22 protein-coding genes and 1 tRNA gene are annotated in these 22,808 nt (G+C 39.7%); 6 read left to right on the forward strand and 17 right to left on the reverse strand.

Annotated features, from left to right (window positions below):
* The first annotated feature begins 27 nt into the window (after positions 1-27).
* Together rpoN and ACEXOE_RS03815 are read left to right on the forward strand one after the other, a co-directional pair.
* Positions 28-1,485, forward strand: coding sequence for an RNA polymerase factor sigma-54 (rpoN, locus tag ACEXOE_RS03810; RefSeq protein WP_394747400.1), 1,458 nt, complete (start codon positions 28-30; stop codon positions 1,483-1,485).
* Positions 1,485-2,090: a hypothetical protein gene (locus ACEXOE_RS03815; protein ID WP_394747401.1), complete on the forward strand. Its 606-nt coding sequence runs from the start codon at positions 1,485-1,487 to the stop codon at positions 2,088-2,090. Before rpoN ends, ACEXOE_RS03815 begins: the two co-directional genes overlap by 1 nt.
* A 49-nt stretch (positions 2,091-2,139) precedes the next feature.
* Here the strand turns inward: ACEXOE_RS03815 and ACEXOE_RS03820 are convergent, their stop codons facing one another.
* From ACEXOE_RS03820 to ACEXOE_RS03870, 11 genes are all read right to left on the reverse strand, one after another.
* A complete protein-coding gene (locus ACEXOE_RS03820) occupies positions 2,140-2,619 on the reverse strand; it encodes an ExbD/TolR family protein (RefSeq protein WP_394747402.1) in 480 nt (159 codons plus the stop codon).
* 4 nt (positions 2,620-2,623) lie between these two features.
* Positions 2,624-3,262: an ExbD/TolR family protein gene (locus tag ACEXOE_RS03825; RefSeq protein ID WP_394747403.1), complete on the reverse strand. Its 639-nt coding sequence runs from the start codon at positions 3,260-3,262 to the stop codon at positions 2,624-2,626.
* Between the two features lie 226 nt (positions 3,263-3,488).
* Positions 3,489-4,166 carry a porin family protein gene (locus tag ACEXOE_RS03830; protein WP_394747404.1) on the reverse strand — a complete coding sequence of 226 codons (678 nt, stop codon included), beginning with the start codon at positions 4,164-4,166 and terminating at the stop codon, positions 3,489-3,491.
* Positions 4,167-4,285: 119 nt separating this feature from the next.
* On the reverse strand, positions 4,286-4,771 hold the full coding sequence (locus ACEXOE_RS03835; RefSeq protein ID WP_394747405.1) for an ExbD/TolR family protein: 486 nt from the start codon (positions 4,769-4,771) through the stop codon (positions 4,286-4,288).
* Positions 4,772-4,796: 25 nt separating this feature from the next.
* Positions 4,797-5,426, reverse strand: a complete 630-nt coding sequence (locus ACEXOE_RS03840) for an ExbD/TolR family protein (RefSeq protein WP_394747406.1) — start codon at positions 5,424-5,426, stop codon at positions 4,797-4,799.
* Positions 5,427-5,443: 17 nt separating this feature from the next.
* A complete protein-coding gene (locus ACEXOE_RS03845) occupies positions 5,444-5,890 on the reverse strand; it encodes a hypothetical protein (protein ID WP_394747407.1) in 447 nt (148 codons plus the stop codon).
* A gap of 24 nt (positions 5,891-5,914) precedes the next feature.
* Positions 5,915-6,679: a MotA/TolQ/ExbB proton channel family protein gene (locus tag ACEXOE_RS03850; protein WP_394747408.1), complete on the reverse strand. Its 765-nt coding sequence runs from the start codon at positions 6,677-6,679 to the stop codon at positions 5,915-5,917.
* Positions 6,680-7,295: 616 nt separating this feature from the next.
* Positions 7,296-8,192 (reverse strand): DUF5777 family beta-barrel protein, encoded by an 897-nt coding sequence (locus tag ACEXOE_RS03855; RefSeq protein WP_394747409.1) that lies wholly within the window; start codon positions 8,190-8,192, stop codon positions 7,296-7,298.
* Positions 8,193-8,448: 256 nt separating this feature from the next.
* Positions 8,449-8,536: transfer RNA gene (locus tag ACEXOE_RS03860), tRNA-Ser, on the reverse strand.
* A gap of 62 nt (positions 8,537-8,598) precedes the next feature.
* Positions 8,599-9,639, reverse strand: coding sequence for an asparaginase (locus tag ACEXOE_RS03865; protein WP_394747410.1), 1,041 nt, complete (start codon positions 9,637-9,639; stop codon positions 8,599-8,601).
* Positions 9,640-9,710: 71 nt separating this feature from the next.
* A complete protein-coding gene (locus tag ACEXOE_RS03870; protein WP_394747411.1) occupies positions 9,711-10,478 on the reverse strand; it encodes a TatD family hydrolase in 768 nt (255 codons plus the stop codon).
* 37 nt (positions 10,479-10,515) lie between these two features.
* On the opposite strand from ACEXOE_RS03870, the gene ACEXOE_RS03875 reads away from it, so the two are divergent.
* Positions 10,516-10,962 carry a retropepsin-like aspartic protease family protein gene (locus ACEXOE_RS03875; protein WP_394747412.1) on the forward strand — a complete coding sequence of 149 codons (447 nt, stop codon included), beginning with the start codon at positions 10,516-10,518 and terminating at the stop codon, positions 10,960-10,962.
* A gap of 72 nt (positions 10,963-11,034) precedes the next feature.
* On the opposite strand, the gene odhB is transcribed toward ACEXOE_RS03875, so the two are convergent.
* Together odhB and ACEXOE_RS03885 are read right to left on the reverse strand one after the other, a co-directional pair.
* The gene (gene odhB, locus ACEXOE_RS03880; RefSeq protein ID WP_394747413.1) at positions 11,035-12,252 is read right to left on the reverse strand and encodes a 2-oxoglutarate dehydrogenase complex dihydrolipoyllysine-residue succinyltransferase; all 1,218 of its coding nucleotides are present in this window, start codon (positions 12,250-12,252) and stop codon (positions 11,035-11,037) included.
* A 67-nt stretch (positions 12,253-12,319) separates the two neighbouring features.
* Positions 12,320-15,094: a 2-oxoglutarate dehydrogenase E1 component gene (locus ACEXOE_RS03885; RefSeq protein WP_394747414.1), complete on the reverse strand. Its 2,775-nt coding sequence runs from the start codon at positions 15,092-15,094 to the stop codon at positions 12,320-12,322.
* A gap of 100 nt (positions 15,095-15,194) precedes the next feature.
* Here ACEXOE_RS03885 and ACEXOE_RS03890 point away from each other — a divergent pair, with 100 nt between their 5' ends.
* The gene (locus tag ACEXOE_RS03890; RefSeq protein WP_394747415.1) at positions 15,195-15,722 is read left to right on the forward strand and encodes an alpha-ketoglutarate decarboxylase; all 528 of its coding nucleotides are present in this window, start codon (positions 15,195-15,197) and stop codon (positions 15,720-15,722) included.
* On the opposite strand, the gene ACEXOE_RS03895 is transcribed toward ACEXOE_RS03890, so the two are convergent.
* The 4 genes from ACEXOE_RS03895 to ACEXOE_RS03910 form a co-directional block, all read right to left on the reverse strand.
* Positions 15,719-16,075, reverse strand: a complete 357-nt coding sequence (locus tag ACEXOE_RS03895) for a hypothetical protein (RefSeq protein WP_394747416.1) — start codon at positions 16,073-16,075, stop codon at positions 15,719-15,721. The genes ACEXOE_RS03890 and ACEXOE_RS03895 overlap by 4 nt on opposite strands.
* Before the next feature lie 63 nt (positions 16,076-16,138).
* Positions 16,139-17,416, reverse strand: coding sequence for a metal-dependent hydrolase family protein (locus tag ACEXOE_RS03900; protein ID WP_394747417.1), 1,278 nt, complete (start codon positions 17,414-17,416; stop codon positions 16,139-16,141).
* A gap of 42 nt (positions 17,417-17,458) precedes the next feature.
* Positions 17,459-18,481 carry a UDP-glucose 4-epimerase GalE gene (gene galE, locus ACEXOE_RS03905; RefSeq protein WP_394747418.1) on the reverse strand — a complete coding sequence of 341 codons (1,023 nt, stop codon included), beginning with the start codon at positions 18,479-18,481 and terminating at the stop codon, positions 17,459-17,461.
* Positions 18,478-19,632 (reverse strand): DegT/DnrJ/EryC1/StrS family aminotransferase, encoded by a 1,155-nt coding sequence (locus tag ACEXOE_RS03910; RefSeq protein WP_394747419.1) that lies wholly within the window; start codon positions 19,630-19,632, stop codon positions 18,478-18,480. Before ACEXOE_RS03910 ends, galE begins: the two co-directional genes overlap by 4 nt.
* A 42-nt stretch (positions 19,633-19,674) precedes the next feature.
* Between ACEXOE_RS03910 and ACEXOE_RS03915 the strand changes: the two genes are divergently transcribed.
* Together ACEXOE_RS03915 and ACEXOE_RS03920 are read left to right on the forward strand one after the other, a co-directional pair.
* Positions 19,675-20,973: a 3-deoxy-D-manno-octulosonic acid transferase gene (locus tag ACEXOE_RS03915; protein WP_394747420.1), complete on the forward strand. Its 1,299-nt coding sequence runs from the start codon at positions 19,675-19,677 to the stop codon at positions 20,971-20,973.
* Positions 20,974-21,013: 40 nt separating this feature from the next.
* Complete coding sequence (locus ACEXOE_RS03920; protein ID WP_394747421.1) at positions 21,014-22,327, forward strand: sugar porter family MFS transporter; 1,314 nt, start codon at positions 21,014-21,016, stop codon at positions 22,325-22,327.
* The last annotated feature ends 481 nt before the right edge of the window (positions 22,328-22,808 follow it).

Genomic DNA, 22,808 nt, shown 5'->3' on the forward strand with positions numbered 1-22,808 from the left:
TAACTTTATAGGAACGAACATTCCCCGATGCTAAAACAATATTTACAGTTTAAACTATCGCAAAAGCTGTCACCGCAGCAGATTCAGTTAATGAAACTGATTCAATTGCCTACACAAGCTTTTGAGCAACGACTGGAACAAGAACTGGAAGAGAACCCGGCATTGGAAAGTGGGAAAGAACAAAGTGATAGCCTAGAGGACGATTTTGCCGACACTTATGAAGGAGATACGGATAGTGAATCCATCAATGCAGAAGATATCAATATTGATGATTACCTAAGTGATGATGAAATTCCCGAATATCGCACACAAGCCAATAACTATAGTGCCGATGATGATGAAAAAAGTGTTCCCTATGCGGCTGGCACTTCTTTTAATCAATACCTACTGAATCAATTGAATACGGTATATCTAAACCCGGATGAATGGGGCATTGCTGAATTTCTAGTGGGCAGTGTTGATGAAAGCGGATATATCCGAAGACCACTTTCGGATATTACGGACGATTTGGCTTTTACCCAAAACATCTACACCGATGAAGCTACCGTAGAGAAAACCTTAAAAATAGTTCAAGAATTAGATCCGCCTGGTGTTGGAGCTCGATCTTTGGAAGAATGTCTTATCATTCAATTGAAACGAAAAGAGACTTCTCCCAGCATTGCACTGGCCATTCGCATTCTTGAAAAATCCTTTGAACAATTTACCAAAAAACACTATCAAAAACTTCTTCAAAAATACAATATCTCCGAAGAAGAATTGAAAGAGGCCATTTCTGAAATTGAGCGACTAAACCCTAAACCTGGGGGATCGTATTCCGGTAATACTAGAATCATAGAGCATATTGTACCAGACTTTTCCATTAGAATTGTAGAAGGCAACCTAGAGCTTAGCCTGAACGGACGTAATGCTCCCGAACTTCATGTGTCCAGAGAGTATCACAATATGCTGGAAGGCTATAAAAACACCAAGGATAAATCTAAATCCCAAAAAGATACCGTACTCTTCATCAAACAGAAGTTAGATGCTGCCAAATGGTTTATCGATGCGATAAGACAGCGTCAGCAAACGCTTTTCATTACGATGAATGCTATTATGCAGTATCAAAAGGAATATTTCCTTACCGGGGATGAACGCAAGCTGCGCCCCATGATTTTAAAGGACATTGCCGATGCCATCCAAATGGATGTTTCCACGGTATCCCGTGTAGCCAACAGCAAATATGTAGATACGCCCTACGGAACAAAACTGATAAAACAATACTTCTCCGAATCGATGAAAAACGAGCAAGGGGAAGATGTTTCTACCAAGGAAATCAAGAAGATTCTGGAAACGGTCATTGGGGAAGAAGAGAAGCGCAAACCCTTGACCGATGATAAATTGGCCACCATCTTAAAAGAAAAAGGCTATCCTATAGCCAGAAGAACGGTAGCCAAATATCGGGAGCAGCTTGGCATTCCTGTTGCAAGGCTTAGAAAACAGATATAATGAGGGCTTTCCATAAAGTAATCTCACATATTTTCCATCCTTTATTCATTCCTATTGTCGGTACGCTTATTTATTTTAGGGTAACCCCAAAATACACGCCTTTGGAACTCCAGAGCGGAAACATTTTACCCATTTTTATCCTAACGGTCATTATTCCGATCATCTGCTTTTTTATCCTTAAGAACATAGGCTTGGTCAATTCCATTTTTATGCCCTCGATCAAGGAGCGCAAATACCCGCTTTATATTAGTATTGCGCTCTTACTTATGGTTTTTCTTAAAGTGATTCCCAGCAATTTCATCGTTGAGCTCAATTACTACTTCCTGGGCTTAATTTCAGCTTCGGTAATGGCCTTATTACTGCTCTTTGCCAACTTTAAAAGCAGTATACACATGATGGGTATGGGAAGCATACTGATGTTTCTGGTGAGCCTTAGTATTCATTTTGAAATGAACATCACTTTAGGCATTAGTATTTTGACCCTGGCGACTGGACTTGTGGCCACTTCCCGACTATATTTAAAGGCGCATAATAAGGTGGAGCTATTGATTGGTTTTATTATTGGTTTTACATCACAATTGCTCACGGTGCGATTCTGGATATGACTATTCCGCATATCTAGCTCCAATTCTTTATGGACATCACTTATCTTTCTTAAAAATTTTCAAAAGCATCTCCATCATAGGTGGTGTAATTGATTTTCAAAGCGTTTACCTTTCGCAGCTCTTCCTTTACATCGGATATTAAACCCATGTTGGCCGTTCGATCCACTTTCAATACCACGGTGACAAAAGGTTGAATATGCTGTGGCTTTTTACCAATTTCTTCTAATACACGAGCACCTATCTGATTTAGCTTTAGAAAAGACTCATTCATTTGAACAACGGGTTCTTCTCCTGCAATTCTGCGATATTCCTGGGTTGGTTTTCCTATATGGATGTAAATCAGACGGTCCTGTTTCTCTAATTTTTTAATTTCACTGGCATTCGGCAAGGTATTTTCTACTTTGAGTGTGGTATCTTTCATTACCGTCACCGTCATAAAGAAAAATAACAGCATAAAGACAATATCGGGTAGCGACGCTGTTGATACCTTTGGAACGTCCCCATTTGGTTTCTTTTTAAATTTTGACATCTTATTAATTTTTAGTTTTTGTTTCAATGGTTTCTGCCTCGGAAAGTTTTAACGGAAATAAGGCTTGTATTTCCTTAATCTTCATCCTTAGGGTTTCTTTTTCTTTTTTCGATGTTTTCGCATCGTTATACTTAGCATCCATTGCCGTATAATCCATTTGATACAACCGTTGTGCTTCTCTATCGCGAAGTTCGTTATAGGCTCCTACCAATTCATTTTGCACGGTAATATAGGTTCCATATAATGCTTTCCTATTACTCTTTAACGAAATGACCGCTTTATCCGGGTTATCTGAAGACTGTACATCCCGGGCTCCTAAGCAATAATCACAAAAGGCAACCTCTCCATTGGGTGTTGCGCCCCCGTTATCCAAAAATTCTCGGGCAATCTTTCGCAAAGCCGTGATGGGGACGACCTCTTCTTCCACCAAGATTTGATTGTTTTCCCCAACGACTACTGTCAATATATTACGATGGTGAATTGGAGGCGGATCTGGCTGAGTTTTATCTTTTCGCGGAAGCTGTCTGTCCAAACCGGCATCGGTAGGGATTACCGTAGTGACCAAAAAAAAGATAAGCAATAAAAATGCAATGTCGGCCATAGAGCCTGCATTGACCTCTGGAGGAGTTGATTTACTTGACATAATTGTATTGATTTTATATTGAACAAAATAGATACATGACAATAACAACTAGAATATGGAATGGGGCGACTTCTAAACTTCTTTATAAGAAGGGTTCTAGCCAGAATCAATACAACAATTTCTATGCCAAGTGATTATTTTCTTAACTGGAAAAGTAAAAAAAGGGAAGCACACATTTATAACATGCTTTATGTAAACAACTTATACTAATGGATTTTTATTATCTCTACAAAATATAGAAAATAATTCCGAGTCTTAGAGGTCTAAACCCGATATCTTCTCCTGTAGTGGTTTGCACACCATCATTAAACAGGGAATTTAATCCATAATAGGCATGGATATTAAAGGTATTGTAACCAAAGCTCAGCGTAACTCCCGATTGAAAATCTCTGGCATCCCTATTAAAAAAGCTGTTTTTAGTTTCCTCAAGCACCAATTTGGAGCGATTTCCAAAAGCGTATCCAAATTTGATTCCCGTGTAGATTCTCCAGAATTTTGTACTCTCCGGATTAGAAGTACGCCAACGCAACTCCAAAGGCAGTTCAACAAGATGGTTTTCTAATTTATTACGTTTAAAACCACTATTGTCATTGAATACGGCATAGGTAAAATCTGTAGATGTTTCCTGAGCTACCAAATTACTGTAGTATGAATTCACAGCGTACCCCAGTCCGATTCCAAAACCAAATGTTCTTTCACTATTTATAGGCAAATCCTTTATAAAACCCAATTGTAATCCATAGGATAAATTTTGCTGAGAAACTCCCTGGGGCCGTTCTAACAAAAAGTTATACGTAATACCCACATAAAACTGATCCTCCAAGTAATTCTCGTCTAAATCCCCCTCTTGAGCAATTGTACTACTTGCCCACATTAAAAGAAAAACTCCCAAGAATCTACGCATTGCCACAAAGGTTTTAAGAGTGCATCTTGCACCATTTATAAAAGTATTCAAAATCTATCAATAAAAAAACGCTTCAAAATTACTTTTGAAGCGTTTTTTAAAATCTTATTTTCTACAATCTAGTTCTGCAAATTCATAAATGCATCACCGTCATACGTAGTATAGTTCACTTTCAATGCATTCACCTTTCTAAGTTCTTGCTTGATATCGGAAATCAATCCCATATTCGCATTCTTATCAACTTTTAATGAAGTTGTTAAAAAGTTCTGTAACGCTTGATCTTTTTTCGCTCTTTCCGCCAAGATATATGACCCTACGGCATCTACATCAGAAAACTTATCATTCAATTGAATTTTCGACTCCGTACCATATACTTTTTGAAATTCCCGCGTAGGGGCTCCCACATAGATATAGATTACTTGATCTAATTTCTCCAATTTTTTTATTTCACTGGCATTCGGTAGTGTATTCTCCACTTTTACCGTACTGTCCTTCATCACGGTAACCGTCATAAAGAAAAACAAGAGCATAAATACAATGTCTGGAAGTGATGCCGTTGAAACCGCTGGCAAATCCCCATCTTTTTTCTTTTTAAATTTTGACATTTTCTTTGTTTTTTTAGCCGTTCAATTAATTTGAAGCCGAAGTTTCAGCTTCGGATAATTTCTGAGGAAAAAGATCCTGAATTTGTTTCACCTGCCCCTTTAATTTCTCCTTTGCCGTTTCCGACAGGCCAGAATCCTGACTGAGATAGGTGGCTTCCATCTCTGTAAAATCCTTACCAAACAATCGCTGGGCCTCTCGGTTCCTAAGCTCATTATAAGCACCTACCAATTCATTCTGAACAGTAATATAAATCGCATACTTGGTTTCTCTATCATTCTTTAATGATATAATTGCCTTTCCCGGGTTATCCGAAGATTCTGGATCCCTTTTACCTTTACAGTAATTGCAGTATTCCGGCGTTCCGGCAGCCGCTCCTCCATTGTCCAAGAATGCCACTGCTTTCGCTTTAAGATCTTTCAAAGGAACCAATTCCTCCTCGACCAATAACTGTCCGTTCTTATTGATATTAACCTGAAAGATATTCTTTTGCTTAATCACAACGTCATCTTCTGGTGGTTCAATAGGAGGCAGCATTCTATCTAAACCTGCATCCGTTGGGATAATGGTGGTCACTAGGAAGAAGATAAGCAATAAGAATGCTATATCTGCCATTGACCCTGCATTTACCTCTGGTGGTGCTCCTCTTTTTGGCATAACTTCTTAGTATTATATTATTTACTGAATAATTTTTTGACTCCTGGCAAGACCATAGAGGCCACTGCCACAATCGTAAGGATAAAGAAAACATTTAATCCTACACCTATACGCTTCACAACGGTCTCATCTACTTCCTGTGCAGCCATTAGCTCAGGATTTACGTCATCCCCACTTGCCAAAGCAAATGAAATAACAACAACAACGACCAATGCTCCTATCACATATAATGCTTTCTTCAATCCTGCCGGATTGGAAAACAAATTCTTTAGGGTAAAGAAAACACTAACTACAACAGCTATACCCAATAATATATAAGTAATCATGAACATTGCTGCCATATATCCGTCCTTGGCAGCTTCTGCTGGATTTGCCTCTGAAAATTCTTTAGAAGGCAATTGAAACCATAGCACGGCACCTATTAATGAAATAACTACCAATACAATTTTTATAATCTTCTGCATAATGCTTTTTGTATTAGGTTGAACTTATTTCTTGTGGTCTACCAACATATCAATCAAAGAGATTGAAGAGTCTTCCATATCATTTACGATACTATCTATTTTTGCAATAATGTAGTTGTAGAAAATCTGAAGGATAATCGCCGTAATAAGACCAAATACCGTAGTCAAAAGTGCCACCTGAATATCTCCTGCAATAAGAGAGGCACTCAAGTTACCTACAGCTGCAATTTTCTGGAAGGCCTGAATCATACCAATTACCGTTCCCATGAAACCAAGCATCGGTGCAATAGCAATAAATAAAGAAAGCCATGAAACGTTTTTCTCCAGTTGTCCCATTTGTACACCTCCATAAGAAACTACCGCTTTTTCCGCAGATTCGATACTTTCTCCTGCACGGTCTAATCCTTGATAAAAAATAGAAGCTACAGGTCCTTTTGTGTTTCTACATACTTCTTTAGCAGCTTCAACACCACCAGAAGCCAAGGCATCTTCAACTTGTTGCTTCAATTTGTTACTGTTAGTGCTCGCTAAATTAAGATAGATGATTCTTTCAATAGCCACGGCCAATCCTAAAATCAAACACAAAAGAACGATACCCATAAATCCGGCACCCCCTTGAATAAACTGCTCTTTTAAAACTTGCGTAAATCCTTTCGCAGCTTCTTCCGGAGCATCTTGTAGGATTACTGCCGTTGCAGATAGGTTGGAAACTATTGTTTTTGCACTTACAGTGCTCGTACTTAGGACAAATAGCCCAGCCACTGCTAGGACAGAGAATAATTTTTTCATTTTCTTAAAACTTAAATATTCGTTAGTTAATCGGGTTAAAGATAAAAAATTTTTATAATTAAAAAATTAAATTTTAAATGATGGGAATGCAGCTTTGCTACTATCTATCCATTCTTACATAATCGTTTCTGATGAGCCCATTTTAAAGAAGGATATCTTACACCACTCTACTATTTCACTTTTTAAGGAGGGCCAAATAACAAAAAAAATATTAGTTAAAGAAATTTAACCCGTTAATTTTCTTGCATTTTCCGCCCTTGGTAATCTATAACAAAAACATTAGGCTCCTTCAAACAAAAACAATACAGGGACTTTATATTTGACCAAGTCACTAATTCCTTACAAAGTCCTTAAATTTCTACTTCTAAAAAGCCTATAGTGCATCGGGGGCAATAACTTGTTCACCTCCAATATAGGGAAAAGTAAATGATGCCTGAGGATAAAATCAATCCTTAAAACAATTTTATAAATATCTTATTATCAATATACTAAAAAAAATTACATTCTCCTTAGTCCGAGACTCCATCTAACAAAATAGGGCCCGAATTATTAAAAACATAACATTGCTCTTGAAACTTATACCTAAAGTTCCTTTTAAAAGGACAGGGAAATTTATCTATAATCTTGTTTTTCCAAATCTTAACAGATACGTGGCTTGGAATCCAAAATGAAGATTCCCGTCCCTAAAATTGAAATTGCGTGCCGTAGCACCCAATATTTTATCCTCCACCAATTTATCGGCATTGGTCAAGCTAAATTGCAGTATTAATTGCTTTACCTGCCAGTTCACCCCAATGGCAAATGGGCCAAAAACATTCTCATCATCGGGTGCATTGATATAATAATAGTATTCCGAAGCCAAAGAAACACGTTTCCCCACTTTATATCTGGCACCAAAACCTAGAAAAAACTTACTTACCCCATTGTCAAAAGAATCTGCTATCTGGCCATAAACATAACTGGGAGCCAATTGAAATGAAAAGTTTTCTGTAAACCTTCGAGATACTAATAGCTGCGTCGTTAATCCTCCAGAATCTGTATCGATATCAGCAAAACCTGGTGTTTTACTGCGAAATACCCCGTTTTGATATACGCTAATGGTTATAGGAGACTGCAATGTCCCTTCTTCTTGTTGGATCAGCTTGTATTTTAGAAAACCATCAATAGATTCGTATCTCGTCGCATATCCCACTCCAAGGGTTAATCTGTCACTTACACTATAGCCCAATTCAAGTCTTGAGTTGATACGATCTGCAATAAAGGTCCTCGCATTTTCATTTTGATTTTCCCGACTATCGGGGGTATTCCAAAATCTATTTTGAAGTGTAATTTCAAATGATCCGGCCGCTCTTGTTCGTGTAGATTGCCCTATTAAAATTCTAGAAGCACCAAAAACGGTTTCTTTTTTTAATTCAGCGGTGCGCGTAGCAGTCGTCTGAGCTGCCGTCTTAACGGAAAAAGCAAAGAGAAAAACACAGCAAAAACCAAAACACAAAACCTTCTTATTCAACATGGTAACCTCTATAGTTTTTTTTACGGCGTTCCGTCACAAAAGTAAGGTATAGAAATTTAAAATTTTGTCTTTTTTAAGGCTGCTCCTGTTCCATTTGGGCAATTTGGTCCCAAAAAAAATTAGATTCCCTATCGCCTTTCTGGAAAATACACTTTTAAAAAAGGGTATTCCGCAAATACTATTTTAACCTTGAACCCCACTTATTCTTGGATACAAAAAAAGTCCATAATGATACCATTATAGACTTTTTCTTTTGCAGAGAGGAAGGGATTCGAACCCTCGATACCCTTTTGGGGTATACACACTTTCCAGGCGTGCGCCTTCGACCACTCGGCCACCTCTCTATTCCTCTTCAAAAGAGTGGGCAAAAAAACGAAAAAAATACTAGTTACAAAAATATAACCCGTTAATTTTCTTGCATTTCACCACGCAAGGAAGTTTCGAATATTGTTTTGAATAGTTTTGGGGAAACATTATTGCCCAAGAGGTACATCAACTTGGTGATCGCCGCTTCTGTTGTAATATCCTTTCCGTTAATAATAGCGATACTCTTCAGTTGCTCACTGGTTTCATACTGCCCCATTAAAACACTTCCTCCCGAACATTGGGTAACGTTTACAATAAAGAGCCCCTTTTTTTTGGCTTCTTTAAGAGATTCGATAAACCAGGAATCTGTTGGAGCATTACCGGCTCCATAGGTTTCCAGAACCAAGGCTTTAAGATTGGGAGTACGCAATACGCTTTGCAATAAAAACTTATTAAAGCCTGGAAAGAGCTTTAGTACAGCTACATTATTATCCATCTGAGTATGCAACACCAAGGGCTTTGTTCTTTTTGGTTTTTCGATCAAATATTCATGGTATACTTTTAAATGGACACCGGATTCTGCCAAGGCCGGGTAATTCAAGGAAGCAAAGGCCTGAAAGTGTTCTGCATTTATCTTTGTTGTTCTATTGGCACGATACAATTTATACTCAAAATACAAGCACACTTCCCTAATTACCGGTTTATTCCGATACTGGAGCGCCGCTATTTGTACAGAAGTAATAAGGTTTTCCTTGGCATCCGTGCGTAAATCCCCAATCGGCAATTGAGACCCTGTAAAAATAACGGGCTTGGCCAGGTTTTCCAACATATAGCTGAGTGCCGATGCCGTATAACTCATGGTATCACTTCCATGCAGTACTACAAAACCATCGTACTCTTGATACTCTCTTTCGATAATTTTTCCAATCGCTGCCCAATGTTCCGTATTCATATTGGAGGAATCTATAGGTTCTTCAAAGGAAATGCTATTCACCGTACAATCCAACTGATTGATTTCTGGAATATTCTTGATGAGTTTCTTAAAATTAAAAGCTTTTAAGGCTCCGGAAGCGTAATCTTTGACCATTCCAATGGTTCCTCCGGTATAAATGAGCAGTATGTTTGTTTTCTTTTGTTCCAAGTTGCATTATTGTTTGTTAGCAGGTTTCTTCCCCAAGTTTACCTCATTCTATACTATGTTTTCAATCTGAATTAAACCCCAAAAATATCTCGGGAGTTTTTCGTTGTTATTTCGGCAATCTCTTCTTTGCTCAATCCGTAAATGGAAGCCAATTTTTCGAGCACATATATTAAATGACCGCTTTCATTTCTCTTTCCGCGAAAAGGTGTCGGAGCCAAATAAGGAGCATCGGTTTCCAATACAATATGTTTTAGGTCTATTTCATTTAAAAACCGATCGATCTTTCCATTCTTAAAGGTAACCACTCCTCCAATACCCAATTTCATTTGATAGGATATTGCCCGATGTGCTTGCTCTAACGTTCCAGTAAAACAGTGAAAAATCCCAAATAGGTCACTTCCCTTTTCCAACTCCAAAACTTCAAAAACTTCATCAAAAGCATCCCTACAATGAATAACGATAGGAAGTTTGTATTGTTTGGCCAATCTAATTTGAAACCGGAAGGCTTCTTGTTGCTCTTTCAAAAGGGTCTTATCCCAATAGAGGTCTACTCCTATTTCGCCAACAGCATAGAATTTTCGGGAAGCCAACTGCTGCTCCACATGCGCCAGCTCTTCCTTATAATTGTCTTTTACATGGGTAGGGTGAAGCCCCATCATCAAAAACACATGAGCTGGATACGCTTGTTCTAGATCAAACATGGATTGGGTATAGGTAGAATCTATTGCAGGAATAAAAAACCGATTTACCCCATTATCCATAGCCTTTTTGATCACCTCGTCCCGATCGGCATCAAAAGCCTCGCTATATAAGTGTGTATGTGTATCTGTAAGTATCATGCTGCAAAAATAGACTTATCTTTGTCAAAAAGAATACATGAAAGGCCTCAAAAAGTTTTTGACCCAAAAAAATTACGTTAAAATCCCGTTAGTACTGACGGCAACCAATCATTTTGAAATTACGGCAAGTATCAATGGAATTACTGGGCGTTTCATTTTGGATACTGGAGCTTCAAGTACCTGTGTTGGCCTTGATAAAACCTCTTTTTTTAATCTGATCTCCAAAAATTCCAAAATGAAGGCTGCCGGGGCAGGGGCAATTGACATGGAGACCCAGATTTCTAAAAAAAACATTATTGAAATTGGGCATTGGAGTAAAAAGAAGGTACGATTGGTATTATTTGACCTCAGCCATGTAAACCATGCACTTACCGCGCACAAGTCGCTTCCCGTAGATGGTATTATTGGTGCCGATATCCTACGAAAAGGAAAAGCCATTATTGATTACGACAAGAACTGCGTGTATTTGAAACAAAAAAAATAAAGCAATCTACTTTTTTGCATTCAAAAGAGCAGATTGCTTTAGCATTTTATGTGCAATGGATAATGGCTTAGATTACATTTCCAAAGCCTTCTTAATATTATCGTCCATCAATAAAGTAGCCGGATTTTCCAAAGCTTCTTTTACCGCGACCAAAAAGCCAACAGATTCCTTTCCATCAATGATACGATGATCGTAGGACAAGGCCACATACATGATCGGTGCAATAACCACCTGACCATCTTTGGCAATTGGGCGTTCCACAATATTGTGCATTCCTAAAATAGCGCTCTGTGGAGGGTTGATGATCGGTGTAGATAACATAGAACCAAATACCCCTCCATTGGTAATGGTAAAGGTTCCTCCAGTCATCTCATCTACAGTGATCTCCCCTTCCCTTGCCCTAATGGCCAAACGTTTCACCTCGGCTTCCACTCCTCTAAAGGTAAGGTTTTCTGCATTTCGGATAACCGGCACCATAAGTCCTTTAGGTCCGGAAACCGCAATACTAATATCACAAAAATCATAGGAAATCATTTCTTTCCCATCGATCATGGAATTCACGGCTGGATACATTTTCAAGGCGCGAACCACGGCTTTGGTAAAGAAAGACATAAACCCGAGGCTTACCCCGTGTTTACTTTTAAAATCTTCTTTATATTCTTTTCTCAACGCAAAGATGGGAGACATATCCACTTCATTAAAAGTGGTCAACATGGCCGTTTCATTCTTGGCGGACACCAAACGCTCTGCTACTTTCCTTCTGAGCATGGATAATTTAGAACGACTCTCACCTCTACTTCCTCCAGTTGGTGTTCCCATGGAAGGAACAGCTTTTACTGCATCTTCTTTAGTAATTCTACCATCTCTTCCCGTGCCTTGAACCGTATTGGCAGCTACCCCTTTTTCATCCAATATTTTCTTGGCGGCCGGAGAAGTTGAACCGGTAGCATAGGTTTTTGTTTCTACTGGGGCTGCAGCTTTGGCCTCTACCTTCTTTTCTACTGCAGGCGCCTCTTCTTTAGGCGATTCTGCGGCTGCACCATCTGGTTTCGCTGCGGCAGTATCTATCAAACAAACAATTTCACCAACTGCAACGGCATCGCCTTCTTCAGCTTTTAAAGTAATGGTACCACTAGCTTCTGCAGGGAGTTCCAGAGTAGCCTTATCTGAATCTACCTCGGCTATAGCTTGGTCTTTTTCTACGTAATCTCCATCACTGACCAACCATTCCGCAATCTCAACTTCGGTAATGGACTCTCCAGGAGAGGGAACTTTCATTTCTAAAATCATCGTTCTTTACTTTGTTTTAACCTAATTGGTTCTATTGTTTTACTTCTACACAATAAGACGTCACTTATTATTTACGCCTTATCATATTATCTTTTGTTTTATCAAAAACATAGTCAATGACCTGTTGATGTCGGTTTTTGGAACGCACGGCACTACCTGCAGCCGGGGAAGCATAAAATCTTCTCGAAGCCACTCTAAACCTATGTGCCTCATCAAAATGCATTAGAATATGACTCCAAGCCCCCATATTTCTAGGTTCTTCCTGAGCCCATACCAAATCTTCCGCATTTTTGTATTTTTTCATTATTGCCTTGATCTTATCTGCTGGTAGGGGAAACAATTGTTCCACACGCACCAAAGCCACATCATCTCGTCCTTCTTTTTCTTTTTCCGCCAATAAATCATAATAGAATTTACCGGTACAGAAGACCAAGCTCTTAACTGCCGCTACCTTTGCCACTATATCGTCTATTACTTCCTGGAAGCTTCCGGAGACCAAATCTTCTACTGTGGACACTGCCTGAGGATGTCGCAAAAGACTCTTAGGCGTAAAAATGATCAATGGTTTTCTGAAGGTAGCCTTCATTTGGCGTCGCAAAATATGGAACATTTGTGCGGGTGTACTACAGTCGGCAATATACATATTGTCTTTAGCGCACAATTGCAAATAACGCTCCATACGCGCTGATGAGTGTTCCGCTCCTTGTCCTTCATACCCATGTGGCAAGAGCATGATCAATCCATTTTGCAATTTCCATTTGTCTTCGGCTGCGGAGATGTATTGATCCAACATGATCTGGGCCCCGTTACTGAAATCCCCAAATTGTGCTTCCCATATCGTTAAGGTATTTGGACTTGCCATAGCATAACCATAATCAAATCCTACAACACCATACTCTGATAAGAGGGAATTATAAATTTGAAATTGCCCCTGCTTCTCCGATACATTGTTCAACAACAATACCTCTTCTTCGCTCTCCTCTACCTTTAAAACGGCATGTCTATGAGAAAACGTGCCCCTTTCTACGTCCTGACCCGATATACGAACCCCATATCCTTCTTCCAACAAGGTTCCATAGGCCAAAAGTTCTCCCATGGCCCAATCCAATTCATTGGTGTCAAAAAACATCTTTTTACGTGCTTCGATCAAACGTTCCAATTTTCGCAAGAACTTTTTGTCTTCCGGCAGGGTGGTAATTACTTTTGCAATTTCCGTTAATTTCTTTTTATCGTAAGAGGTATCAATAGCTTTCACCATCTCTACTTCTCCTACGGGAACAAAACCACTCCACTCATCGGCCATAAACGGAGTAATCACTGTTTTATCTTCTTTACGGGAATCTTCCAACTCTTCTTCCAAAGAAGCCTTGTATTCCTGTTCCAACTGCTTTACATGTCCTTCTTTGATGATTCCTTCTGCCAATAACTTTGCGGCATAAATATCTCTGGCATTTTTGTGTTTTGCAATTGCCTTATATAACTTGGGTTGGGTAAAACGCGGTTCGTCCCCTTCATTATGTCCGTATTTTCGATACCCCAAAAGATCTATAAAGACATCGCTTTTAAATCGCATGCGATATTCCAATGCAAATAAGGAAGCGTGTACCACGGCTTCAGGATCATCTGCATTAACATGCAATACCGGACTCAAGGTGACTTTCCCTACATCCGTACAATAGGTAGATGATCTTGCATCCAGATAATTTGTCGTAAAACCAATCTGATTATTAACCACAATATGTATAGTCCCATTGGTTTTGTACCCATCTAATTTGGCCATTTGCACTACCTCATACACCAATCCTTGTCCGGCAATAGCGGCATCTCCATGGACTACAATAGGGAGTACTCTGGAAAAATCTTCTGGATAGTGGGTGTCCTGTTTTGCTCTACTTATACCACCAACCACAGCGCCGACCGTCTCCAAATGTGAAGGATTAGGCGCGATATTCATTTTTATTTTATTCCCATTATCGGATTTACGATCGGAAGTCCAACCCAAATGATATTTTACATCGCCGTCAAAAATCTCCTGCTCATAATCTTTCCCATCAAATTCACTGAAAATATCCTTTGCCGATTTCCCAAAGATATTGGTCAGGACATTTAACCTTCCCCTATGGGCCATTCCCATTACAAATTGTTCCACGCCCATTTCCGCCGCTTTTTCCACTACGGCATCCAGTGCAGGAATCAAAGATTCGTTTCCTTCCAAAGAAAATCGTTTTTGCCCAACGTACTTGGTATGCAGAAAAGATTCAAAGGATACGGCCTGATTTAATTTCCGAAGAATATGTTTTTTTTGGGAAGTATCGAGAATAGGATGATTGTCATTAACATTAAGCCAATTTTGTATCCATTCCAATCGTTCGGGATTTCGGATATACATATACTCTACACCAATGGCATCGCAATAAATAGACGTTAAATGCTTGATGATATTTTCTAGACTACTTGCCCCTATTCCAAGAATTTCTCCAGCCGTAAAAACCGTTTTTAGGTCATCCTGGGACAATCCAAAATTCTCAATATCCAAAGTAGGGCTATATTTACGTCTTTCCCGTACAGGATTTGTCTTAGTAAAAAGATGTCCTCTTCCTCTGTAAGCATCAATTAATTTTACTACCTGAAATTCTTTTTGAAGCGACTGTGGAATCTCAGTTTGCGCGGAACTCAATAGTTCTGCACCACCTTCCTCAGACAAATTTTCCTGGCCAAAATCAAAACCTTGAAAAAAGGCGCGCCAACTTGGTTCTACACTATCCGGATTCTTCACATACTTTTCATACAATTCTGAAAAAAAAGAGGTATGTGCTGCGTTTAAAAAGGAATATTTATCCATGAACGATGTCTCTGTCTTTAGAACAAAATTTAATCAAAAATACAACATTTAACATTTCTAGTCTTATCTTAGACGGTATTATTGGAAAAAATTAACGACAATGAAGAAAAATGATTCCTTTACCATAAAAAAGGCATTTTTTGTGTTATTTTTTGTTGCTATTCCCTTCATTGGCAGTGCCCAGAACGACACCAATGCATTTTGGAAAAACGTTAGATTTGGCGGAGGTTTGGGCTTGGGATTTGGAAACGACACCTTCAATGGAGTATTAGCTCCAAGTGGTATTTACGAGTTTAACCAACAAGTTGCTGTTGGCCTGGGCCTAAGTGTTAATTATGCCAAGTTTGCAGAGGACAGATTACTGGCTTATGGAGGAAACTTGCTTTCCCTGTACAACCCGCTTCCTTTCTTACAACTTTCCGAGGAATTTGAACAACTTCGCATTCAAAGAAGACTAGCGACCTTTGCGGGAGACATTACGGATAACTATTGGTCTCCGGCCTTATTTTTAGGAGTGGGCTACACCAACCGCAATGTTACTTTTGGTTTGCGCTATAACGTTCTACACGAGGAAGGTCGAAGCATCTATGCCGATTCTATAGTACCCTTTGTGCGCCTCTATTTTTAGGACGTGTATTTGTTTCTAAACTGTACTTTTTGGAATTCTCTTTTTAGAATCAAAAAAGAAGCTTCTTTAGCCACTTCGACCACATCGGTAAGACTTATGGACTTAAACGCTTTCTCTGGAACATCAATACGGTACAACACATTGAGATAGTCATCAAATTTTTCCAAGAGTAAAACATAGACTTTCTCATGCAAACGCTCCACTAATTTTTCGGGCTTCTCCACTTCAGAAAAATCTACCGCTATATTAACCGCGTTAAAATCCTTGGTCAGCTGCTCTACCACTTCTTTGTATAGGTTTAACTGTATGGCGCTATAGAGCATTTCCACTGGTGTTGAAAAATCTTCCTTCATATGCTATGTACGAAGGAATACCCCAGCACGGTTGCCCTGATTACTTCTTTTATAGCATCTTGCCTACTTGTTCTTATAGACCACTCCATTCTTCATTACAAAACTAACCTCTTCCAACAAAGCAACATCTTGCAGAGGGTTTCCATCAACAGCAACAATATCTGCTAAGTACCCCGTTTTTATCTGCCCCAGACTATCGCCAACACCCAAAAGATCTGCATTGGTGACCGTGGCCGAAGTCAAGGCTTCCATAATAGGCATTCCAGCCTCAACCATATATCCAAATTCCTTGGCATTTAACCCATGGGGAAAGACTCCCGCATCCGTACCAAAAGCAATAGGAACTCCTTTCTTATAAGCCCTAGCGAACATATCTTGAATCAAAGGACCTATTTCTCGGGCTTTTCCTGCAACTACCTCCGGAAAAAAACCAGGGATTTCTGCTTTCTCGGTCACTTGTTTTCCTGCAGTAATGGTTGGCACCAAATAACTATCGTGCTTAATCATCAAATCCATAGTTTCCTCACTCATTTTGGTACCATGCTCAATAGTTTTTATACCTCCTTTTACCGCTCGTTGCATCCCTTCATCTCCGTGTGCATGGGCAGCCGTAAGCATTCCATAATCATTGGCCGTTGCCGTAATCGCTTTAATTTCTTCTAGGGTAAATTGCGGATTCTGACCATTCTTGGCCACACTGAGCACACCGCCCGTAGCTGTGATTTTAATAACATCCGCGCCACTTTTATAGCGTTGTCTTACTGCTTTTCTACCATCCGCCGGAGAGTTTACCACGCCTTCTTCAGGTCCTGGGTCGCCCATAAATGCTTTTTTCATTCCATTCGTGGGATCGGCATGCCCCCCTGTAGATGCAATGGATTTACCGGCAGTGTACACTCTGGGTCCAACTACTTTCCCCCCATTAATGGCATTGCGCAAGGCAATATTCACTCCCGTTCCGCCTAAATCCCGAACCGTTGTAAAGCCGGCCATAAGAGTACGTTCGGCATAAACTGTAGACTGAAAAGCAACATCAGCTTCATTGAGGGTAAAGCGTTCTACATAGGACTTGGCATCATATTCAGATTCCATATGAACATGCAGGTCAATGAAGCCAGGAAGCACCGTCTTATTTCTTAAGTCGATGGTATTGTCTTTTTTAGAACCATTGACAAAACCGTTACGGATACTTTTAATAGTACTCCCAGAAATCACAATGGTCTTTTCCTTAAGGGTTTTTCCTGATTTGGTATCAACAATTGTCCCACATTGCAAATAGGTATCTTGTGCCGCTACCAAGACGGCAAACAAAAGGGCAAAAGGCAGCATTATTTTTTTCATCTTATCCTATATTAAGTGTTATATCCAGAGACCCTATGGTCTTTATAGCTTTCTGATCTTGCGCTCCCAATCCCATGCAGACCCTATGGCCTCGTCCAAAGTTCCTTTGGCTTTCCAACCTAAAACCGTATTGGCTTTGGTTGTATCGGCATAGGCCACCGAAACATCCCCTTCTCGCCGATCAACCACTTTATAATTTAATGATTTTCCGGACGTACGCTCAAAGCTCTGAATCACTTCCAAGACGGTACTCCCCTTACCTGTACCTATATTGAAAACTTCGTAATTTTCCGCATTCTTTCCCGATAAAAGTCTATTCAAGGCAGCAACATGCGCCTTGGCTAAATCTACCACGTGAATATAATCCCGAACGCAAGTACCATCCGAAGTAGGATAATCATCTCCGAAGACGGACAATTCTTCTCTTAATCCTGCTGCAGTCTGCGTAATAAAAGGAACCAAGTTCTGTGGAACTCCTGTAGGCAGTTCCCCAATATGAGCAGAAGGATGCGCTCCTACCGGATTAAAGTAACGCAACGAAATTGCCTGAAGCTCAGGGGTAACCTTACATGTATCCCTTATGATCTCTTCCCCAATTTGCTTCGTATTTCCATAGGGGGAAATGGCATTCTTTATGGGTGCATCTTCTGTAATGGGCATCACATCTGCCTGGCCATAGACCGTACAGGAAGAACTAAAAATAAAACTCGCTCCTTTTTTAGCTGAGAGCTCTTGCAATAAATATACTAGGGAGCCAATATTGTTTTCATAGTACTCCAGAGGTTTTTGCACGCTCTCCCCTACTGCTTTGGAAGCTGCAAAATGAATGACGCCTTCAATAGTTGGGTGTTGCTGAAAAAATGCCTTGACTCTTTCTTTTTCGCGAAGATCTAATTTTTCAAATACTGGTTTTGTTCCACTAATGGATGTAATTCCACGAAGTACTTCTTCTGAAGAATTGGACAAATCATCTATAATGATTACTTCATAACCTTCATGTTGTAATTCAACAACGGTATGTGAGCCAATAAAACCAAGTCCTCCAGTGACTAGAATTTTTTTCATTTGTTTACAAATTGTAATATGGTCTGCGTTATATAAGCAATTTGTTCGTCATCCAATTCCGTATGCATAGGAAGGGAAATCACTTCTTTCACCAATTGATTGGTTACCGGAAAATCTTCGTCATTGTAACGTTCATCCCTATATGCTTTTTGTAAATGTAGTGGAATAGGATAATATACCCCACATGGAATTCCTGCAGCATTTAAGTGTTGTACCAAAGCATCCCTATCGGTATTTACCACACGAAGGGTATATTGATGGAATACATGACAATTGCAGCTATCGCAAATTTCGGTGCAGCCACTCACCATTTTAGGCAAAATAATATTGGCATGCCCTGAAAGTGCCGCAGAATATTTCCGTGCTGCGGTTCGCCTTTTGTTGTTATACTCATCCAATAAAGGCAATTTTGCCCGAAGTACGGCTGCCTGAATGGAGTCTAATCTGGAATTTACGCCTACTACATCGTGATGGTAACGCTCGTACATACCATGGTTTACCATTCCTCTCAAGGTATGGGCCAAGGCATCGTCATTGGTAAATATAGCGCCTCCATCCCCGTAGCAACCTAAATTCTTTGAGGGAAAGAAGGAGGTGGCGGCCACATGCCCTATAGTTCCGGCTTTGCTTTTATGGCCTTTGGCCGATATATGATCTGCCCCTATTCCCTGAGCATTGTCCTCAACAACATACAATTTATGCTTTTCCGCAATCTCCATAATCGCATCCATATTGGCACATTGACCAAATAAATGCACGGGAACAATTGCTTTTGTTTTAGGTGTAATAGCCTTTTCAATAGCGGCGGGATCAATATTAAAGGTATCGGGCAGCACATCTACCAATACAGGAGTTAATTGTAGGAGAGCGATAACCTCTACGGTCGCTGCAAAGGTAAAATCTGCTGTGATGATTTCATCTCCTGGTTTTAGGCCAAGTCCCATGATCGCTATTTGCAAAGCATCCGTCCCATTGGCACATGGAATTACATGCTTTACGCCGAGATAGGACTCCATTTCCTTCTGAAAAGCATGGACTTCCGGACCATTGATAAAAGCTGATGTTTCTAAAATTTGGGCAATAGAGGAATTTACTTGCGTTTTGATGGCTTGGTACTGACCATTGAGGTCAACCATATGAATTTTCTTCATCTATATGTATTAAGATAGCGAAATTACAAAAATAAGGAACGGATGCCAATGAATTTATGGAAAGAGTGTATTTTAGCAACAAACGATTACCAAGTGTACCACCTCTACAATCTTGCCGTGTCCATTGCCGCTTTTTTCCTAAAGATTGTGGCCCTTTTCAATCCTAAAATCCAGCTTTTTGTACAAGGTAGAAAGTCTACTTGGACTACACTGACCCAAAACATATCAGCGGAAGACAGGGTATTATGGATACACACAGCCTCCTTGGGGGAATACGAACAAGGCTTACCTATTATAGAACAATTAAAAGAAGTTTATCCTAGCCATACCCTATTGCTCAGTTTTTTTTCACCTTCGGGTTACGAGGTCAAAAAAAAGAATACGATTGCCGATTGCACCATCTATCTGCCCTTGGACACCCGAAAGAATGTTTCCAAATTTTTGAAAATAGCCCATCCGGAACTGGCCATTTTTGTAAAGTATGAGGTTTGGCCGGGATATCTTCGCCAACTTGATCGCGCTGGGACTCCCACACTTCTGGTCTCTGCCCTTTTTAAAAAAAACCATGTGTTCTTTAGATGGTATGGGGGATTTATGCGGAATGCCTTAAAAGCGTTTACCCATTTTTTTGTACAAGATAAAGATTCAGAAACCAGATTGCACGGCATTGGGTTTCGCAATGTGACGATTAGCGGCGACACTAGATTTGATCGGGTATCCAAGATTTTGGAACGGGACAACAGTCTGGATTTTATGATGCAGTTTAAACAAGAATACCCTTGTTTTATTGCCGGCAGCACCTGGCCCGAGGATGAAGCTATTTTAATTCCGCATATCAATAGCGACAATAGCTCTACAAAGTATGTTTTGGCACCACACAACATCAAAACGGAACAAATTAATATATTAAAAAAGTCCTTTAGCAAAAATGTGATGCTCTATTCTGAAATCACTTCTGAAACACTAAAAGATACAGAGGTATTGATCATAGACACCATTGGGTTGTTAACCAAAATTTATAGCTATGCCGATATTGCCTATGTAGGTGGCGGCTTTGGCAACAAAGGTTTGCATAACACTTTAGAACCAGCTGTGTTTGGTATACCCGTAATCATTGGGCCCCATTATAATGGATTTAAGGAAGCCGAAGACCTGGTTTCCCAAAAGGGAATTATAGTGGTGACATCTACAAAAGCCTTTGAACAACAGATGACCCATTTCCTCTCCGATGCTGTATATTTAAAAAAGACCGGGGACATCAACAGCACATATATCAATGCGAGCATAGGGGCTACGTCCCAAATTATGGATCATATTAAAACCTGCATTGTACCACTATAATTATTTTTCATAGATTTAAGGCAATCAACCGTATTTGGCCATGCACAAAAAAATTACCCAGGCTTCATTAATTGTAGCCCTTTCCGGATTCTTATTTGGTTTTGACACTGTCGTTATCAGTGGCGCTGAAAAAACTTTACAACAACTTTGGGGATCCTCAGATGTATTTCACGGCACTGTTGTCATAGGAATGGCACTATATGGCACCGTGGTTGGTGCGCTTTTAGGGTTCCTTCCCACCAATACTCTCGGCAGGAAAAAAACCTTGATTTGGATAGGGGTTTTCTATTCAATTTCCGCCTTGGGATCGGCCTTTGCCAACGACCCCGTCACATTTGGTATTTTTAGGTTTATCGGCGGGCTAGGTGTTGGTGCTTCAACCGTAGCGGCACCGACCTATATTTCTGAGATTGCACCTGCCAAAGATCGGGGGAGATTAGTGGGTTTCTATCAATTCATGTTGGTTTTGGGCATACTCATTGCTTTTATCTCCAATTACCTTTTTAGTGGGTTCGGGGAAAATGATTGGCGCTGGATGGTTGGAATAGAGGCTCTACCCGCAATCATTTATTCTATTTGCGTTTTATGGGTCCCAAAAAGCCCCAGATGGCTGGTCACAAAAAAGAGAGACGAAGAAGCGGCCCAGATTCTAGCTTCATTTGATTCCGAAATTACGGTTTCCATGTTAAAGACAACCATTGAAGACACCGCTGAAAATCACAAGGAACATATCTTTTTAAAGAAATATCGATTTCCATTAATCCTTGCTTTTCTCATTGCATTTTTCAATCAATTATCCGGCATCAATGCATTTTTATATTTTGCGCCCCGTATTTTTGAAACCGCAGGTTTAGGAGAGAGCACAGCGCTCTTGAGCAGTGTGGGAATTGGAGCAACAAACTTGCTCTTTACGCTTTTGGGCATCTTCCTGATCGATAGGCTTGGGAGAAAGAAATTGATGTATTATGGGTCTTTTGGCTATATTTTATCCCTGTCCCTTGTGGCAGCGGCCTTTCTATTAAATTGGGAAGGTATTATGGTTCCCATCTTCCTATTTTTATTCATAGCCTCGCATGCCATAGGCCAAGGCGCTGTGATTTGGGTATTCATTGCAGAAGTTTTCCCCAATCACCTAAGGGGTTCTGGCCAAACTTTTGGAACTTCGGTCCATTGGGTCCTCGCCGCTTTGATTCCATCTTCCATTCCTTTTTTATTCAGCTGGATAGGCCCTGGTCTGGTTTTTGCTTTTTTTGCGTTCATGATGGTCCTGCAACTGCTGTTTGTTCATTTTATGATGCCAGAAACCAAAGGAATTTCCTTGGAAGAACTATATCAAAAACTAAGCAATAGATAAAAATCATCTTGATATTTGATAATCAGCATTTTATCGATTATTTGTGCCGTTTATCTTCCAGATATACGATTTATATAGCCCTTTATCGAAATAGTGCCCTCCTTCAGTATTTATACGCTTTTATTTTTTAAATTAGAGGAAACAAATATGATTATGGAAGAAATATCTGTCGGTACAAGGATCCTAAATACGGTCCTTCGCGCTATGGTTGTAATTTTAATTGGTATTTTATCAGCTGTTGTAATTTGTATATTTTTAGCAGTCTTTAATATCATCTAAATAAACCCTCCCCTATCTTACCCTGTCGACCTATTTGATTTTCCTTGTATCCCCTTTCCAATACTTTTCTTAAGCCCTTGAAAAACAATTTTTTACAGGGATATTCCTACATATTCCAATTTCCACCGTTTTATATGCATAAAAACGTTAATTTGTTGATAACTTAAGGCTACTATATTTTTCTATTTCAGGAGGTGCAATA

Source organism: Spongiimicrobium salis (genome assembly GCF_043678055.1).
Classification (GTDB): Bacteria; Bacteroidota; Bacteroidia; order Flavobacteriales; family Flavobacteriaceae; genus Spongiimicrobium; species Spongiimicrobium salis.

What these genes read in the sequence shown, in the direction of transcription:
- rpoN (WP_394747400.1), top strand. Translation starts at nt 28, where the DNA reads ATGCTAAAACAATATTTACAGTTTAAACTATCGCAAAAGCTGTCACCG.
- ACEXOE_RS03815 (WP_394747401.1), top strand. Translation starts at nt 1,485, where the DNA reads ATGAGGGCTTTCCATAAAGTAATCTCACATATTTTCCATCCTTTATTC.
- ACEXOE_RS03820 (WP_394747402.1), bottom strand. Translation starts at nt 2,619, where the DNA reads ATGTCAAAATTTAAAAAGAAACCAAATGGGGACGTTCCAAAGGTATCA.
- ACEXOE_RS03825 (WP_394747403.1), bottom strand. Translation starts at nt 3,262, where the DNA reads ATGTCAAGTAAATCAACTCCTCCAGAGGTCAATGCAGGCTCTATGGCC.
- ACEXOE_RS03830 (WP_394747404.1), bottom strand. Translation starts at nt 4,166, where the DNA reads ATGCGTAGATTCTTGGGAGTTTTTCTTTTAATGTGGGCAAGTAGTACA.
- ACEXOE_RS03835 (WP_394747405.1), bottom strand. Translation starts at nt 4,771, where the DNA reads ATGTCAAAATTTAAAAAGAAAAAAGATGGGGATTTGCCAGCGGTTTCA.
- ACEXOE_RS03840 (WP_394747406.1), bottom strand. Translation starts at nt 5,426, where the DNA reads ATGCCAAAAAGAGGAGCACCACCAGAGGTAAATGCAGGGTCAATGGCA.
- ACEXOE_RS03845 (WP_394747407.1), bottom strand. Translation starts at nt 5,890, where the DNA reads ATGCAGAAGATTATAAAAATTGTATTGGTAGTTATTTCATTAATAGGT.
- ACEXOE_RS03850 (WP_394747408.1), bottom strand. Translation starts at nt 6,679, where the DNA reads ATGAAAAAATTATTCTCTGTCCTAGCAGTGGCTGGGCTATTTGTCCTA.
- ACEXOE_RS03855 (WP_394747409.1), bottom strand. Translation starts at nt 8,192, where the DNA reads ATGTTGAATAAGAAGGTTTTGTGTTTTGGTTTTTGCTGTGTTTTTCTC.
- ACEXOE_RS03870 (WP_394747411.1), bottom strand. Translation starts at nt 10,478, where the DNA reads ATGATACTTACAGATACACATACACACTTATATAGCGAGGCTTTTGAT.
- ACEXOE_RS03875 (WP_394747412.1), top strand. Translation starts at nt 10,516, where the DNA reads ATGAAAGGCCTCAAAAAGTTTTTGACCCAAAAAAATTACGTTAAAATC.
- odhB (WP_394747413.1), bottom strand. Translation starts at nt 12,252, where the DNA reads ATGATTTTAGAAATGAAAGTTCCCTCTCCTGGAGAGTCCATTACCGAA.
- ACEXOE_RS03885 (WP_394747414.1), bottom strand. Translation starts at nt 15,094, where the DNA reads ATGGATAAATATTCCTTTTTAAACGCAGCACATACCTCTTTTTTTTCA.
- ACEXOE_RS03890 (WP_394747415.1), top strand. Translation starts at nt 15,195, where the DNA reads ATGAAGAAAAATGATTCCTTTACCATAAAAAAGGCATTTTTTGTGTTA.
- ACEXOE_RS03895 (WP_394747416.1), bottom strand. Translation starts at nt 16,075, where the DNA reads ATGAAGGAAGATTTTTCAACACCAGTGGAAATGCTCTATAGCGCCATA.
- ACEXOE_RS03900 (WP_394747417.1), bottom strand. Translation starts at nt 17,416, where the DNA reads ATGAAAAAAATAATGCTGCCTTTTGCCCTTTTGTTTGCCGTCTTGGTA.
- galE (WP_394747418.1), bottom strand. Translation starts at nt 18,481, where the DNA reads ATGAAAAAAATTCTAGTCACTGGAGGACTTGGTTTTATTGGCTCACAT.
- ACEXOE_RS03910 (WP_394747419.1), bottom strand. Translation starts at nt 19,632, where the DNA reads ATGAAGAAAATTCATATGGTTGACCTCAATGGTCAGTACCAAGCCATC.
- ACEXOE_RS03915 (WP_394747420.1), top strand. Translation starts at nt 19,675, where the DNA reads ATGCCAATGAATTTATGGAAAGAGTGTATTTTAGCAACAAACGATTAC.
- ACEXOE_RS03920 (WP_394747421.1), top strand. Translation starts at nt 21,014, where the DNA reads ATGCACAAAAAAATTACCCAGGCTTCATTAATTGTAGCCCTTTCCGGA.